Annotated in this window: 18 protein-coding genes; 14 read left to right on the forward strand and 4 right to left on the reverse strand. The window is 72.4% G+C overall.

The genetic code is table 11. From position 1 onward, the window contains the following. From IPL61_17950 to IPL61_17985, 8 genes are all read left to right on the forward strand, one after another. The coding region (locus IPL61_17950; GenBank protein MBK9033124.1) for a hypothetical protein at positions 1 to 1,051 on the forward strand (1,051 nt) is incomplete at its 5' end. Positions 1,052 to 1,148: 97 nt separating this feature from the next. Continuing rightward, positions 1,149 to 1,805 carry a hypothetical protein gene (locus IPL61_17955; protein MBK9033125.1) on the forward strand — a complete coding sequence of 219 codons (657 nt, stop codon included), beginning with the start codon at positions 1,149 to 1,151 and terminating at the stop codon, positions 1,803 to 1,805. 257 nt (positions 1,806 to 2,062) lie between these two features. Next, entirely contained in the window at positions 2,063 to 2,980 is a 918-nt protein-coding gene (locus tag IPL61_17960; protein ID MBK9033126.1) for an OmpA family protein, read from the forward strand. 376 nt (positions 2,981 to 3,356) lie between these two features. Continuing rightward, entirely contained in the window at positions 3,357 to 4,193 is an 837-nt protein-coding gene (locus IPL61_17965) for a hypothetical protein (GenBank protein MBK9033127.1), read from the forward strand. A 190-nt stretch (positions 4,194 to 4,383) separates the two neighbouring features. Further along, positions 4,384 to 4,986, forward strand: coding sequence for a hypothetical protein (locus IPL61_17970; GenBank protein ID MBK9033128.1), 603 nt, complete (start codon positions 4,384 to 4,386; stop codon positions 4,984 to 4,986). Between the two features lie 261 nt (positions 4,987 to 5,247). Next, entirely contained in the window at positions 5,248 to 5,577 is a 330-nt protein-coding gene (locus IPL61_17975) for a hypothetical protein (GenBank protein ID MBK9033129.1), read from the forward strand. Between the two features lie 226 nt (positions 5,578 to 5,803). Beyond that, positions 5,804 to 6,400 carry an RNA polymerase sigma factor gene (locus tag IPL61_17980; protein ID MBK9033130.1) on the forward strand — a complete coding sequence of 199 codons (597 nt, stop codon included), beginning with the start codon at positions 5,804 to 5,806 and terminating at the stop codon, positions 6,398 to 6,400. Then, positions 6,397 to 7,368, forward strand: coding sequence for a hypothetical protein (locus IPL61_17985; GenBank protein ID MBK9033131.1), 972 nt, complete (start codon positions 6,397 to 6,399; stop codon positions 7,366 to 7,368). Before IPL61_17980 ends, IPL61_17985 begins: the two co-directional genes overlap by 4 nt. A 145-nt stretch (positions 7,369 to 7,513) precedes the next feature. Here IPL61_17985 and IPL61_17990 read toward each other — a convergent pair whose 3' ends face one another. After that, complete coding sequence (locus IPL61_17990; GenBank protein ID MBK9033132.1) at positions 7,514 to 9,415, reverse strand: CocE/NonD family hydrolase; 1,902 nt, start codon at positions 9,413 to 9,415, stop codon at positions 7,514 to 7,516. Between the two features lie 126 nt (positions 9,416 to 9,541). Here IPL61_17990 and IPL61_17995 point away from each other — a divergent pair, with 126 nt between their 5' ends. Continuing rightward, positions 9,542 to 10,177, forward strand: a complete 636-nt coding sequence (locus tag IPL61_17995; GenBank protein ID MBK9033133.1) for a hypothetical protein — start codon at positions 9,542 to 9,544, stop codon at positions 10,175 to 10,177. A gap of 59 nt (positions 10,178 to 10,236) precedes the next feature. On the opposite strand, the gene IPL61_18000 is transcribed toward IPL61_17995, so the two are convergent. Continuing rightward, the gene (locus IPL61_18000; GenBank protein ID MBK9033134.1) at positions 10,237 to 10,923 is read right to left on the reverse strand and encodes an MOSC domain-containing protein; all 687 of its coding nucleotides are present in this window, start codon (positions 10,921 to 10,923) and stop codon (positions 10,237 to 10,239) included. 182 nt (positions 10,924 to 11,105) lie between these two features. On the opposite strand from IPL61_18000, the gene IPL61_18005 reads away from it, so the two are divergent. From IPL61_18005 to IPL61_18020, 4 genes are all read left to right on the forward strand, one after another. Beyond that, on the forward strand, positions 11,106 to 11,465 hold the full coding sequence (locus IPL61_18005; GenBank protein ID MBK9033135.1) for a helix-turn-helix transcriptional regulator: 360 nt from the start codon (positions 11,106 to 11,108) through the stop codon (positions 11,463 to 11,465). After that, a complete protein-coding gene (locus IPL61_18010; GenBank protein MBK9033136.1) occupies positions 11,449 to 11,946 on the forward strand; it encodes an SRPBCC family protein in 498 nt (165 codons plus the stop codon). The genes IPL61_18005 and IPL61_18010 overlap by 17 nt, the downstream gene beginning before the upstream one ends. Before the next feature lie 223 nt (positions 11,947 to 12,169). Next, positions 12,170 to 13,330 carry a beta-lactamase family protein gene (locus IPL61_18015; protein ID MBK9033137.1) on the forward strand — a complete coding sequence of 387 codons (1,161 nt, stop codon included), beginning with the start codon at positions 12,170 to 12,172 and terminating at the stop codon, positions 13,328 to 13,330. A 314-nt stretch (positions 13,331 to 13,644) separates the two neighbouring features. Then, positions 13,645 to 13,947 carry a hypothetical protein gene (locus tag IPL61_18020; protein ID MBK9033138.1) on the forward strand — a complete coding sequence of 101 codons (303 nt, stop codon included), beginning with the start codon at positions 13,645 to 13,647 and terminating at the stop codon, positions 13,945 to 13,947. Positions 13,948 to 13,980: 33 nt separating this feature from the next. Here the strand turns inward: IPL61_18020 and IPL61_18025 are convergent, their stop codons facing one another. Next, positions 13,981 to 14,307 (reverse strand): DUF2200 domain-containing protein, encoded by a 327-nt coding sequence (locus tag IPL61_18025; GenBank protein ID MBK9033139.1) that lies wholly within the window; start codon positions 14,305 to 14,307, stop codon positions 13,981 to 13,983. 7 nt (positions 14,308 to 14,314) lie between these two features. Between IPL61_18025 and IPL61_18030 the strand changes: the two genes are divergently transcribed. Further along, entirely contained in the window at positions 14,315 to 14,794 is a 480-nt protein-coding gene (locus tag IPL61_18030) for a hypothetical protein (protein ID MBK9033140.1), read from the forward strand. 49 nt (positions 14,795 to 14,843) lie between these two features. Here the strand turns inward: IPL61_18030 and IPL61_18035 are convergent, their stop codons facing one another. After that, on the reverse strand, positions 14,844 to 15,458 hold the full coding sequence (locus IPL61_18035) for a hypothetical protein (GenBank protein ID MBK9033141.1): 615 nt from the start codon (positions 15,456 to 15,458) through the stop codon (positions 14,844 to 14,846). Positions 15,459 to 15,466: the final 8 nt, after the last annotated feature.

A 15,466-nucleotide genomic window follows, 5' to 3' on the forward strand; every position in this document is an offset into this window, starting at 1 on the left:
CGGGTCGGCCAGTACGCCCGACGCTATCGCGGCGAGACCGAGTGCCCGAAAGCGGCGCCCGCGCCATGACCCGTGGGCGGTCGGCCGGTACAGTCACGCGGGCACACCGCGGGTCGCAAGCGGCGCACTGGCGTCGCGGGCGGGACCGCTCGATCCGATCGCCCTCGATCCTTCGATCCGATCGGCCACCGCCACCCGGCTTCGGGGACAGATGATGAGAACCCTGCTGGTCGCCGCGGTCGCGCTCTCGGCGTGCGAGCGCGCGGGCACGACGCCAGACTTCGGTCGGCCCGAGCTCACGCGCTCGACGCTCGACGGGACGACGACGTGCGTCCTCAGCAAGGGGCGCGTCGGGTGCCGTGGCGACAACACGCGGGGGCTCGTGGGCAGCGGCGACCTGCGCCGCGACGTCGAGGCGTACCGCGCGGTGCGGATCCCGACGCGGGTCGTCGACCTCGCGATGACCCCGACGCGCAACGCGGTCTGCGCGCTGGATGTCCACGGCGACGTGTGGTGCTGGGGGATCAACCTCGGCCTGCTCGGCCCAGATGTGCCACGGTACCGCGGCCACGCACCGGCCCCGTCGATCGCACCGCCGACCCGCGTCGCCGGGATGCCCCCCATCGCCAGCGTGACGCTCTGGGCCTTCCATGCGTGCGCGGTGTCGCGCGCGGGGCAGGTCTACTGCTGGGGCGTCAACGATCGAGGCCAGGTCGCTGACCCTCATGTCGTCGCACGGCGCGTCGTGCTCACGCCACGCGCCGTCAGCCTGCCGGCGCCAGCGCAGGGGATGTACTTGCAAGACGCGCAGACCTGCGCGCTCCTGAGTGATCGATCGCTGTCCTGCTGGGGCGGGAACTTCGCGGACGACGCCGGCCGCCGACCGCTGTTCGAGCCCACGCAGGTCGCCACCGACGTGACCGAGGTGAGCGTGGACCAGCGGAGCGAGCAGTCGTGCGTCGTCGCCGCCGGCGGAAGGCAGTGCTGGTCGGCGCGCGACGACGACACCGACCGGCAGTTCGACGCGCTGTTCCCCGCTGACCTCGATTGAACGCGGGCCAGCGCCGGCATCCGATCGGCTGTCGCCGGATCGCGAGCGCATCCATTCGAAGCCGTCGCCTCCGTGCTACCGTCGTTCGATGGAGACAGTGGTGTTCGCCGAGAATCGTTCGGCGAACGTGACGCCAGGGGTCATCGCGCCGAAGTTCGGTGAGGGCTGTGTCTGTTGCGGCGCGGTTACATCGCGGACGCAGCTCTACGATCCAAGCACGGATCGCATCCGGTGCGAGGCGATCCCGGTGCCGGTGTGCGGCGACTGTCCGCGGCACGCCATGATCACGCCGACCGGGATCATCCTGCCGGCGTCGGCGCTCCTGCTCGGCGCCATTGTCGGTGGGCTCGGCATCCACCGCACAGGTGCGCGGCCGCACGACGCGGCGGTCATGATCGCCATTGGCGCCACGGTGGTGGTCGCCGGGTTGGCGTGGATCGCCGTGGCGACGGTGCGCACGCGGCGGTGGCGTCGCGCCGGCCACCACCCTGCGCTGACCATGAGCGTCGACAACGGGCGGTGCGTGCTCAGCACCACGAACGTCGCGCTCGTCAACGAGCTCATCGCCAACAACCGGTTCGCGCGGCGGCGACCGGGGCGCGGCGGACGTGGGCAGGTGCCGGAGGCCCGGGTCGTGAGCTCCGCCGTGGCGCCCGACCTCGACGCGCTCACCCCCGAGGAGAAGGCGCGGCTCCTCGCCGAGACCCTCGGGCAGCGGCCGCCCGGCGCCTCGGACCGACAACGCCCCCGATAGGTGGCGCTCGAACAGCGCGTTCGATTCCCCATCGCTCCGCCTGCAGGGGCCGGCACGCGTCAGCGCGAAGCGCAGCTCGGCGAGCCAGCCCGCGCGAAAGCCAATGAATCCTGCCAGCATGCCCGCAGCGCCTACGGCACACGTGGTGCGCGCGCAGCACCCGACCGCTGACCGCGCGGAGGCGGTGCGGTACCCTCGGGTCGTCGCCACGGCGTTCCCGTGAAGCTGCGCCACCCTCGTCACGAGAAGAACCCACCATGATCCGAGCGCTCGTCCTCATCCTCACCGTGCATCTGCTCGCCTGCGGAGGTTCGACGCCGGGTGCCGCGAGGCCGGGCGGCGAAACCGGTGGCGCCAGCGGGGACGAGCGCGCCGATGATGGAACGGCCGACGACGCAACGGCATCGCCCGACAAGCCCGGCCGCAAGGCGCGTGATTCGGGCGAGTTCGCGATCAATCACGGCGACGCATCGTCGCGCCCGACGAACGCCAAGCTCAAGGCCACGGACACCGAGGCCGCGGTCCGGTTCTTCGTCATCGACAAGGACAAGGGGCCGATCGCGGGGATCGTCATCTCGCTGACCGCGCCCACCGGCGAGAAGTACTACACCGGGGAGACCGACGCCGAGGGGTTCGCGGAGGTGCTGGTCCCGATCGGCGCGAAGTACGACCTGATCTACTTGAGCCTCGGCCGTCGCGACGTCGCCGCGCAGGTCGCGGTCGCGGACGAGCCGCGCCTCAACCTGAAGCTCACGCTGCGCTACAAGCGGGAGGACCTGGTCGCCCCGCCGATCGTGGCGGCGACGCCGAGCGAGCCGGCGCCAAGCGAGCCCCCGCCGCGGTTCGTGCTCCAGGACGTGCAGTTCGAGACCGGGAAGGCCACGCTGACCGGCGACTCGCACGCGCGCCTCGACAGCGTCGTCGAGTACATGGCGCACAAGCCGTCGGCCACCTTCGAGATCTCGGGCCACACCGACAACGTCGGCAGCAAGAAGAAGAACAAGCGGCTGTCACAAGAACGCGCCGACGCGGTCCGTGCCTACCTCGTCGCGAAGGGCATCGAGGCTAGCCGCATCCAGGCCGTCGGCTACGGTGACGAGCGGCCCATCGCGCCCAACGACACCCCCGACGGTCGCCAGCAGAACCGACGGATCGAGGCCATGGAGTCGTTGTAGCGCCGACAGCAGAACCGACGGATCGAGGCCATGGAGTCGTTGTAGCGCCGGGGATCCGATCGGCTGCCACGCAGGTTCGAGGCTCGCTTCGATGCGCGCTGTTCGGCCGGCGGAGCGCGTCGCAGCCCAGGATCGTGATCATCGGCAACCACGACCACGCGCGGTCGATACGCGTGGCACCATGACGCTCGCTGACCGCCCTACGATGACGTCGCCGCCGCCCACTTCCCCATCTCCGCCGTCGCCCCGACCGAATGGACCAGGGGCCGACGGCCGCAGCCGCCGACCACGTCGCCGCCGCAGCAAGCGAGCGCCTCGGGGCCCCGGCGGCTCGACGACGCGCGGCGGCGCGCAGCTGCTGTCGCTCGCGCTGGTCGTGCTCGGCGCGGACCGAGCGCACGCCGACGGCCCCGCGCCGCACGCGCCGGTACGCTTCACGACGCTCGCGCCCGATGGGATTCGTTCCGAGGTCAACGTCGAGCTCGCTACCGGTGACATCGAGACCGCCCGCAGCGGCATCGACGCCAGCGGGATCCACATCGATGCGCAGTACGTCGTCGCGCGCGGCGCTGGCGGCTACGGACGCCTCGGTGGCGTCCGGGAGACGTATCGGCCGCCCTTCAACGACCGCACCACGAGGCTCGCGGGCGCCGAGGTGGGTGGGTTCGAGCGGCTGCGCACGGCGTGGGGGGCGATCACCGGACGCCTCGGCGTGTCGGTCCCCACGCTCCCGCGCGCGGAGTACCCACTCGCCGCGCTGAGCGTGGTGCGCGCGCGCCGGCCGTCGGACCTGGCGTGGATCCAGTGGGGCCAGCCCCTCCGGCTGCGCCTGGCCGTGGCACCCACGTTCGTGCGCGGTGCGTGGACGGCGCGCCTCGACACCGGCCTGGACGCGCCGCTCGATCGCACCGCCGCCGAGATCATCTCGAGCTACCACCTCGATCTGGCGATCGGCGCGCGGGCCGGCTGCGCCGCCGCGACCATCGAGTACTCGATGTTCGGGTCGACCGGCGACGCGCCCCAGTACCATCGGCATCTGGTGACGCTGGGCGGGCAATACCAGCTCCAGCGCGTCATCGTGAGCGCCCGCCTCGGCACGCCGTTCACCAGCGGTGGGCCCCCCGGCCCGCCAGCCCCGGACCTCATCGATCCGCTCCCCGTGCGCCCGGGCGAGTTCGTCGCGTTCACGCTAGGCCTCAGCGTGGCGCTGTAGCCCGCGCGCCCTCGATCACGCGCTCCGATCGGCCGCCACCCGGAACAGGGGGAGCGTCATCGCGTACCAGGGCCGGAGCCGGCGGTGCAACGGCTCGGCTCCGCCCTCGACCTCAACCGGCGCGAGGGACCAGCGCATGCTTGCTCAACAGGGTTGCCGCGGCGTGGTTGCGCCCCCAAGCTACCGGCCCATGGGGGTCACCTCTCACATTGTGCCGGTCCACGACTTCGATGCCGACGCGCACGCCGAAGCCATCCGCGAGTACGGCGCGGACGACAAGGACCACCGCGCAGATCTGGCGCGGATCGCGGAGGTCAAGCGCGGACTCGCCAGGCTGACCGCGGCGCAGCGCCGATCGTCGCGCTGGCCCACGAGAGCCGAGCTCAAACAGACGATGGCGCAGCTGGGCCGCGACGGCGGCTACGCATTCAGCCTCGCGCCGCACCGGGGCCCCTGGACCGAGGGATCACTGATCAAGACGAAGCCGGGCCGCCGCGAGGTGATCGCGAGCATGTTGCACGTGCACACGCTGCGCGACGGCACCTACCACTGTGCCGGCGAACCGGACATCCTGCACCGCTTCGCGAGGGCGATCTCCCTCGTCGCCGGACCGCAGGTGACGTTCCTCGGCCACGACTATAGCCCCGCGGTCTACACCGCGCTGTTCGTCGCGGAGGCGGCCTCGGCGCCATCCCCGGAGCCGAAGGCCAAGACCAAGACCAAGGCCAAGGCCAAGGCCAAGACCAAGGCCAAGACCAAGGCCAAGCCGAAGGGCTCCAGAACCTCCCTCTGATCCGATCGGCTGCCACCCGGTTTCGGCTGCCACCTTTCGGCTGCCACCCGGTTTCGGGGGATCCGATCGGCTGCCACCCGGTTTCGGGGGGGCCCTGATCCGATCCTCTGATCCGATCGGCTGCCATCCGGTTTCGGGCCATCCGGTTTCGGGGATCCGATCGGCTGCCACCCGGTTTCGGCTGCCACCCGGTTTCGGGGCCACCCGGTTTCGGCCACCCGGTTTCGGCGCGCGCGTGTGCGAGTATCGCGACGCCCAGCCATGCCGCACCCTCCGCGTCGCCATCGTCGCCGCATCGCGCTCGCCCCGCTGCTCGTCGTCGCCGCCGTCACCACGGCGTGCGGCTCGAAGGCGCCGAGCGCTGCCAACCAGCAGATCTGCGAGCAGGCCGCGGCACGCTACGTACGCTGCGTCGGCGAGGAGCTCGGCCCCGAGGCGCAGCGCATGGCCGCGTCGCCCGACAAGGACGGCGTCGCCGCCTGCGCGCGCAGCCAGCGGACCGTCGACTGGTATCGCGACAAGTGCCTGCCGACGACGACGTGCAAGGCGTTCATGGACTGCACGCTCGACCTGGCGATGCAGGAGCCGTAGCCGCGCCAGCCCGCGCTGCCAGCTGCGCTGCCACCCGCGCCGGCGCCAACCGGCGCGTCGCCGCCACCGGTGGCCTCGTCCGGCGCCCCTGAGCGGGGCGGCGCGGACGGTGCGCTCGGCCATCCCCACGGCTGCGAGGTGCTCGCGATCTCCACGATACCGTCGTCCACCTGAGCCGCCTGGCGATTTCGCCTTCCGCTCGCGAGCGGCCGGCGTCTATGGGGGTATGACGCTGGTGGCCGTGGCCCCCGACCCCGATCCGCCACCCGCGATCGATCCGACCGTGGCCCGGGCCCAGGCCGGCGATCGCGACGCGTTCGCGCAGCTGTACCACCAGCACGTCGATCGCGTGTACGCGCGGCTGACCCGGCTGGTGGGGCCGGTGCCCGAGCGCGACGATCTGTTGCAGCAGACGTTCCTGCAGGTCCACCGCGGGCTGCCCACGTTCCGCGGCGACGCCAGCGTCGCGACGTACATCCACCGCGTCGCGGTCAACGTCGCGCTCGATCACCTGCGCGCGCGCCGCCGCCGCCCGCTCGACCTCGACGACGCGGCGGTGACCGCGATGGCCGCCGCCGCGCCCGACCCGGCGGCCCGCGCCGCCAGCCGGCAGGACCTGGCGCGGGTGTTCGCGTGGCTCGGCGAGCTGACGCCCGAGCAGCGCGTCGCGTTCGTGTTGACCGCGATCGAGGGCCTGACCGCGCGGGAGGCCGGCGCGCTGCTCGGCGCCAGCCCCGACGCGGTGAAGCAGCGCGCCCTGGCGGCGCGCCGCGCGCTGCTCACCGCGCTGGCCGCGGCCGATCGCCCGTGGAGGAAGCCATGATCGACGACGACGACGCGACCCTCGACCGGATGCTGGCGCAGGTCCGCGCGGCGCCGACGCCGCTGGCCGACGCCACGCGCGCCGACGTGCTGGCCCAGGTGCTGGCCGCGCCGCGCGCGACGCCGGCGGTCGATCCGATCGCGGTGGCCAGCCGCCGCCGGGCCTGGGTGGTGACCGCGGGCGTGGCGGTGGCCGCCGCCGCGGCGGTGGCGCTGTGGATCGTCGCGCGCGCGCCCGCGGCGCCCGCCCCGACGGCGCCGCCGATCGGCGCCGGCTCGGCGGGGGACGGCCCGGGCTCGCACGCTGGCCCGGCCGCCGGCAGCGGCGGCGCGATGGCGGGCAGCGGCGGCAGCGGCAGCGGCGCACAGGCGGGCAGCGGCAGCGCGGCGCTCGACGGCGCGGCGGTGGCGCGCCAGCTCCTGCGGCTGGGGTACCTCGAGCTGTTCCAGCGCGCCGACGACCGCGCGATCGCGTCGCTGTACCCGGGCGCCGCCGCTCAGCTGGCCGCGCTGGCCGGCGATCCCATGGTCGATCCCCACGCCCGCTTCCTGGCCGCCGAGATCTTGTTCGTCCGCCAGCCCGGCTACCCAGCGCCGGCGCTGCGGCCGGCGCTGGCCGAGGTGTACGCGATCGCGCTGGGCCGCACCTACGGCCAGGTCCGCGGCGGCTGGCTCCCCGCCAACGCGTGGGGGCTCGCCTATGACCTCGACGACGTCGGCGCCTCCGGCCGCCACCTGCTGGCCCTGGGGCCGGCCGCGCTGCCGGCGCTGCGGACGCTGCTCGACCGCGCCGAGGTCGTGCAGTACGAGGGCAGCGAGGACGCCACCGTCGGCAACGCCCGCGGCTACCGGGTCAAGGACCTCGCCGCGTACTTCATCGCCCGCCTGGCCGGGCGCCCGCTGGCGTTCCACCCGGCGCCCGCCGATCGCGATCGCGCGATCGCGTCGCTGATCGCGTCGCTGCCGTAACCGGGTGGCGGTCGCCGACGGCGCGCGGCACACGCGGCGCCCGGATCCCCTGATCCGATCGGCCCTGATCCGATCCCCTGATCCGATCGGCCGCCACCCGGTTTCGGGGGCGCCCGGATCGGCTGCCACCCGGTTTCGGCGATCGTCACCGACGCGGTCGGGGCGATGCCGGCGGCGGCGCGATCACCCCGAGCTCGAGCCGACTCACGTGCGCGTCGTCGTGGACCAGCCGGAGGGTTCCTACCCTCGCGACCGCGGGCGTCTCGTCAGCGATCACGCCGCCCGATTGGTAGTTGCGCTGGAAGGACGTGCCGAGCGGCGGCCCCACTACGAGCCGCAGCCGGCTCCCGGCGCTGATGCGCCGGGCGAACAGGTTGGCCGCGGCGAAGTGGTACTCGAGGATCTGCCCCGCCGGCACCAGGGTCGACTGGTCGAGACCATCGCGGTGTCGCGCGCGCAGGACCTGGCTGGTGAGCGTGACGGTGCGCCCGCCCGGTCGCACCTCGAACAGCCCGACCGACAGGTCGGTGTCCGGCACGTCGAGCGCCACCTGCAGCGTGACCCGGAGCTGACCTCCGAGCTCGACATCGCTCGTGAGCGGCGCCGAGTGGTAGACGAGCGCGAGCCCCGCAGGCGGCGTCGCGGTGGCGGCGTCGACCACCGGTACCTCCACGTCGGCGCGCTCGACCCGCCGCACATCCCGCGGATCGAGCACGAGCGTATCCTCGGCGACACCGCCGGCGACGCCCGCGTCATCGAGCGTACCCGAGTGGAACACGTCGTCGGCACGGCCCGTCGAGCCGAGCGTCCAGCTCCGGACCTTCGGTGCGATCGCGGCCAGGTCGTCGGCGTGCCGCCAGGCCTCCGCGCCGGTCACGTAGTACGTCACGCGCGAGGTCAGGAGCGTCGGCCGCGGCCCGCCCCGCATCGTCCAGTCGAACCACTCCACGTGGAGCGCCTTGATGTCGATCTGGCTCGTCTCGCCGAGGGGCAGCCCACCCACGGGCGTCGCGGGCGTCCGGGTCCCGCTGTGGTCCCACGGGCCGAGCAGCAAGAAGTGGCGCGCGCGCGCCGCCGCCGGCGCGCTGGCCAGATGCTCGCGGTAGTAGCTCATCGCACCGGCCTGGTCGTCGTCGTAGTGCCCGGTGATGGTCAGGATCGGGATGTCCAGTTTGACCAGCTCATCGGCGCTCGGCGCGCGTGCGCGCCAGTACGCGTCGAACGTGGGATGGTCGACCCACTCCGCGAACACGGTCGTGGTGTTGCCCGCCAGCGCGTCGAGGTGACGGAACGGTGCGCCGGCGCAGTACGCGGCCGTGACCTGTCGCCAGCGGTCGTTGTCGCCGAACACCGGCCCCGCCAGCGAGGCACCGGCGACGAACGACAGCCACTGGATCGTGTAGGGCATCCCGACGTTCCACGCGAGCGGAAAGTCCAACCCGAACCGCACCGACGCGGTCGGGACGAACGTGCTGAGGTGCGGCGGCCGATGCTTTGCGGTGGCCCACTGCCCGAAGCCGTCGTAGGAGCCGCCGAACATGGCGACCTTGCCGTTGCAGTACGGCTGCGCGGCGATCCACTCGACGACGTCGGCGCCATCGCGGCCGTCGTCCTCGCTCGGTCGGAACGTGCCCTGCGAGTTGCCCCGGCCGCGCGCATCGACGAGCAGCGTGGTGTAGCCGTGCGTCGCGAAGTACGTCGCCCACCGGTGGTAGCCGTGGGCGTTGTACGGCGTCTTCACGAAGACCACCGGGCCCGGCGTGTCGGTCATCGGGCGATACAGCGTCGCGCCGAGCGTGATCCCGTCGCGCATCGGCACGCGGACGCCGAACTCGTACCGGTAGGGCGGCGACGCGCTCGCCTCGGCCGGCAGGGACACCGCCGGCAACGCCGGCGCATCGCCGGCCGGCGCGACCGGCGGGGCGGGTGGCGCATCCGCCGCTGGCGCGGGCGCCCCGCGTCGAGGAGCCGAGACCTCCGCTGCACGCGGTCCACATCCGGTGAGGATCCACACCGCGAGCACCGCGGTCGTCAATGAGCGCGTCATAGGCCCTCCTACCACGCGCAGCGCGCCGAAACCGCCAGCAATAGATGCAGCAGATCGACTCACAGATGCAACGACTCGATCTACGCCCCATCACCGAGTAGCAACCCATCGACTCACACCCACGCGGTGACCTGCGACAGCTGCAAGCCCGTCCTCCGGCGTCGTGGAGAACGGGACGTCGAGCGCGGTTTTCGCCGCCGGCAGGGAAACGGGGAGGAGCGGCGCGGCGTACAATGCGGCATGCGGGACGTCGACGGACGTGGTGAGGCGACGAGCGAGGTCGGCGTCGCGAGCGGCGGTAGCCCGGGCAAGACCGCCCGTACCGATCGCGGGCAACACCGCCACCGGGATCACCTTCTGATGCGAGTCGCGCTAGCGATCGCGATCGCGGGCGCGCTCGCCTGCAGCAACGCGAGGAGATCACCCGACATGAGAGAGTCCGAGACCAGGCCGGTGCCAGCGTCGCTCGAGGCGGCCCTGGGCGACGCCCTCGCCGACGGGGTGGGGCCCGACGAGCTCGCCGCGCGCATCGGCCGGGCGCCGATCATCGACACCCGCGACGAGCGCGATCGCAACGCGATGCGGATGGCCGACATCCGCCCCGATCCGACCTTCCAGGCCACGCTGCCCGCGCTGGGCGACGCCGAGCGAGTGATCTACTGGAAGGTCGACGAGAACGCCGCCGACGTGATCGTCAGCGGGGTCTCCTGGCAGCGGGGCCAGCCGGGCGTGGTCTTCCGCGGGTTGATCGGCCCGCCGTAGCGATCGGTCGCCAGGGCGGCGCGCCGACAGCAAGTGGCCGCGCCAGGCGCGGTCGCGGCTCAGGGGCGGTGGAGCACGATCGGCTGACCGACGGCGAGGGCGCCGGTGCGGGTGACGGTCCCGTAGACGCCGGCGTGGTTGGCGTTGGCCCGCACCACCGCCTTCATCATCGCGGGCGCCGGCGGGCCACCGTCGGGATCGAGGTTGACCATCACGCACCGGAGGTCGCGCATCGTGACGGTGACGGCCGGCGCATCCGCGGCCTCCCCGAACGTGAGCACGCCGCCGACCCAGTCGTCCTCCTCGAGGGGGACCGCGCGCTCGGCGCGGACGACGATGTTGGGCCGGAACCGGCGCACGTCGGGCTCGACGCCGGCGAGCCGACACAGCGCGCGGCTGGTGTCGGAGGTGATGACCGAGACGCTGGTCTCGTCGAAGATGCCGTGGCCGAGGTGCATCACCTCGACCGGCGCGCCGTGCCGGCGGCCCAGCTCGGCAGCGAGCGCCTCGCCGAGCAACGGCCACTCGTCGCCTTCGGGAGTCCGGACGTGCGTCGGCAGCGGCTCGCCGCCGCGGTCGTCGCGCCCGCACGGCGCGAAGTGGATGAGCTCGGGCAGGCGGCTCGCGGTCAGCCACGGCATCGGACCGCCCACGGCGAGCCGCCGCACCGCGAAGCGCCGGTCGCCGTCGAGCCCGTGCCAGCCCAGCCGCGCCGCATCGAGCGCCTCGCCCCGCATCGACTTCACCGGATATCGGTACAGCCCCTCGACGCGACCGATCGTTATCGCCATGGACAAGTTCTACCTCGGGTCACCGCGGACTCGGGACGCGCGCGCCCTGGGCCGTGGGCCTGGCCACGATGCTCGGGTGATGCGCCACGACCACGCTCCTTGCCATGTCGCCGGCCCTGCGTTATATACTGAACCATATGGTTCAGTTTGAGAGACCCGGCCTCGACGCCGCGTTCGCCGCGATCGCGGACGCCACCCGGCGCGGCGTGCTGGAGCAGCTGGGACGTGCCGACGCGTCGATCACCGAGCTCGCCCAGAAGTTCGACATGACCCTCACGGGCATGAAGAAGCACGTCGTCGTCCTGGAGCAGGCCGGGCTCGTCAGCACGGAGAAGGTCGGACGCGTGCGGACCTGCAAGCTGGGCCCGCGCCGGCTGGAGGAAGAGACCGCGTGGATCGAGCGGTACCGCCAGCGCTGGGCCTCACGCTTCGACGAGCTGGACCAGGTTCTCGAGGAACTGAAACTCAAGGAGATGACCGATGGACGCAAGCAGTGAGAGTGAGCCCACCGCGACGAAGAACCCCACGGCCGTGGAACGGAGGTCGGAGCGTGAGATGGTCATCACGCGCACCTTCGACGGCCCGGCGCGCCTCGTGTTCGAGGCGTGGACCAAGCCCGAGCTGTTCAAGCGGTGGTGGCTGCCGAAGTCGGCTGGCTTGAAGCTGCGCTCCTGCGAGATGGATGTTCGCGTCGGGGGCGGGTACCGCCTCGAGTTCGACGTCGGTGGCCCCGAGCCGATGGCGTTCTTCGGTAGGTACCTCGACGTGACGCCGCACGCGCGCCTCGTCTGGACCAATGACGAAGGTGGCGAGGGTGGGGCCGTGAGCACGGTGACCTTGGAGGAGAAGGGCGGCAAGACGCTGGTCGTGATGCACGAGCTCCATGCCTCGAAGGAAGCGCTCGACGCTGCGCTCGGGTCGTACGACGGGATGGGCGAGACGTTCGAGCAACTGGCCGAGCTGCTCGTGACCCTCTGACGATCGCCCGGGGCTCCGCTCGCCTGCCACCGGCGCGGCGCAGAACGCGGCGAAGCAGTTCGGCCGAAACGGCCGCTTGATCCTCGTGTCGTCGATCCAGCCACGCGCCGTCGCCGCATCGCGGAAGGCGGCTCGCATCGGCACGTCCTGTTCGTCGTCCGTCATGTCACTGACGCCAGGCTCGCCCGATCCCGAGGGGGTTTCCAGCTACGCTCGGCGCCGCATGACCGAGTTGAGCTCGAGCGCGCCGCGCGACGCCGACATGGATCCCCGCCGGGTCGCCCGGCTGGTCCAGCACTTTCGCGACGCCTGCGCGCGCGGGTTCGTGCCGGGCGGCCAGCTCGCCGTGCGCCGCGCGGGCCGCCTGGTGGTCGACGAGGCCGTCGGCGTGCTGCGCGGGTTCCGCGCGAACGAGGGCAGGCCGGCCGTCCCCGTCACCTCGGACAGCGAGTTCCTCGTGTTCTCGGTGAGCAAGCCGGTGGTGGCCGTGACGATCGCGATGCTCGAGTCCCGCGGTGAGCTGGATCCGACCGCACCGGTCGCGCGCTACTGGCCCGAGTTCGCGGCCAACGGCAAGGCCGAGCTCACCGTCCTCGACGTCCTGACCCACCGCGCCGGCGTGTTCACCCCGGAGCTGATCAAGTCGCCCGAGCGCTGGCCCGACTGGGACGGCGTGTGTGCCGAGCTCGTGGCCACGGCGCCCAGGTACCGGCGCGGCACCTTCGCGTACATGCCCTACGAGTTCGGGTGGATCCTCGGCGAGGTCGTACGACGCGTGACGGGCCGAACGTTCGACGCCTTCGTGCGCGACGAGATCGCGCGCCCGCTGGGGCTGGATCACTTCGTCTTCGGCGTGTCGAGCGAACGCGCGCGCGCGCTGGCGCACACCTACTGGCTGTCCACGCGCCGCACGGTGGTCGCAGGCGAGGATCTCTCGCTCGTGTTCGAGGAGCGGCACACCCGCGAGGAGGTCGCGACGTCCGTCCTCCCGGGCGCGGGGCTGGTGACCAACGCGCGCGCGCTGACGGAGTTCTACGCCTGGGTGCTGCGCGGGTGCCCGACGCAGAGCGGCGAGCCGGCCGTGCGCCCCGAGATCCTCCGCAGGTACACCACGCGGGCGCATTTCGGGTTCGACCGGAGCAACCGCGCGCCGTTCGCGGTGGGCCGCGGGTTCGTCGTCGGCACGCCTTGGCCTTCGGCGTACGGCATGTGGGGCACCAGCGCGTGCTTCGGGCACCAGGGGGCGTTCTGCTCGCTCGGCTTCGGCGATCGCGATCGAGACCTCGCCGTCGCGATCGTCACCAACGGCAACCACGGGCTGATGGAGACCTCACGGTTCTTCACCAAGCTCGTGAGCCTCGCGCGCCGCGCAGCCAGGGGATGAGCCACGGTAGGTTTGGGCCAACAAGCGCGGGACAGGAACATGGGCATGCACGTCGGCGTCGTGGTCTCGGAGGTCGAGTCCGGACGGTTGTTCCTCTGCACGCCGAGCACTACGACCAGCGCCCCCTCGATCCGATCGGCAGCCACCGCTGCCACCCGACTTCGGGGCCACCGGGGCCACCCGATTTCGGACGCGGGCCGCCCCGGACGCCCCGGACGCGCGGATCTGGGACCGGCGACGGACACGGGCGCGACGCCTGGCTATGATGCACGGGCGAGGTCGCCAGGGCCCTCGCGAGCCTCACAGGAGTACGCATGCGCAATCGGATGACGACGTTCGGGGTCATGGTGCTCGCCGCGGTGATCGCGGCCGGCTGCGCGAAGTCTCCGGCGTCGCCGTCGACGGCGGCCCCGGCGAACGCTGGCGGCGGGGCGGCGACCTCCAGCGACGTGCCGGACGAGCCCAAGGTCGTCTGCCACCTCGACTGCTCGGGAACCGAGGCCACGGGCTACGGCGCGACCGAAGAGGAGGCGCGCGCCGACGTCGCCCGGCACGTGGAGCAGAACTGCAAGCCCGAGGACGGGCAGTACTTCATCTTCTGCGACCCGCCGCAGTAGGCCGCGGCGCCCCGTACGCGGTTGATCGCGTCCCTACTGCCGGAGGATGCTCGCCAGCTTCTTGCCGCTGGCGAGCTCATCGACCAGCTTGTCGAGGTAGCGAATCTTCTGCATCAGCGGGTCGGCGACCTCTTCGACGCGCACGCCGCACACCACACCCTTGATGAGCGCCACGTTCGGGTTCATCCGGGGCGCTTCAGAAAAGAACGTCTCGAGGTCGTCCTTGGCGTCGATGGTGCGCCGCAGCCGCGCGGCGCTGTAGCCCGTGAGCCACGCGATGACCGCGTCGACCTCCTCCTGCGTTCGGCCCTTCTTCTGGGCCTTCTGCACGTAGAGCGGGTACACGCTCGCGAACGACATCGCGAAGATGCGCGGCCTGGTCGCCTCGCCCCGCCGCGCCGGCTTCTTCTTCGTGGCCGCCTGCTTCGCGGGCCGCTTCGCGGCCCCCTGCTTCGCGGCCGCCTGCTTCGTGGCCGCCCTGCTTCGCGGCCGCCTGCTTCGTGGCCGCCTGCTTCGTGGCCGCCTGCTTCGTGGCCGCCTGCTTCGTGGCCGCCTTCTTCTTCACCGAAGCCATACGGCCACAAGCGCTACCACAGGCATGGCAGCCGCGGGAACGGCTCCCCGGATCCGATCGGCGGCGAGTCGGTTTCCCGCGACCTGGTCCCCCTCCCGAGCCGCGATCCGATCGGCCGCCACCCGGCTTCGGGGATGGCGGCTGGGAATGCTCGCGCGCGCGCGGATGTTCCGGATGCTCGAGGCGATGGGCGAGCGCTGGAATCGAAACAGTCACTACCACGGTCTCATCCCGCGCATCGACCGCGCGATTCGATGCTCGGCGACGTCGTAGCCCAGAGCGCGCAGCTCGCGCGCGCCTGCGCGGCCCCAGGGCGGGCGGGTCAGTAGCCCACGACGTCGAGCTCAACCGCGAAGTCGCCGTCGGCGCGCGTGTCCGTGTACAACCCGATCAACGCCTTCGCGCCCTCGGCGTTCGGCGAGTAGATACCCGCCCGCTCCTCGTCGCCGTCATCGCGCTCGCTGTATTTCCAGGCCGCCTCGTCGAGGCACCCGGCGACGCGAGCGACGACCTCGGTGAAGCGGGCGTCGGCGTCCGCCCGGCTCCGGACGTGCAGCTCACAGTGCACCTCGAGCTCCGACTCCTCGCGGATCGCACACGCCATCCCGGGCACGCTGACGACCGGCTGGGCCCGCAGCGTGGCGAAGGCCGGCGCGTCCTCGAGATAGCTGGCGAGGACCTTGCAGTAGTCTTCGTCCGGCGCGGGGGCCGCGACCGCCCCGGCACCACCGGCGGCGACCGGGGTCGCCTGGGACCCTGACGGGCCCTTGGCCGCTGAGCCGCACGCTACGACCAGCACGAACGAAACTACCCCGAGGTCTCGCGAGATCATCGGCGTACCTGTATCACGCGCACGTCGGTGCGTGTCACGACCAGCACGACCGCCTTGCCCCCCGGCCGGCGATTCGATCGACAGCGATCCGATCTGCGCGGCCACGCGGACCG

Source organism: Myxococcales bacterium, assembly GCA_016717005.1.
Lineage (GTDB): Bacteria > Myxococcota_A > Polyangia > Haliangiales > Haliangiaceae > UBA2376.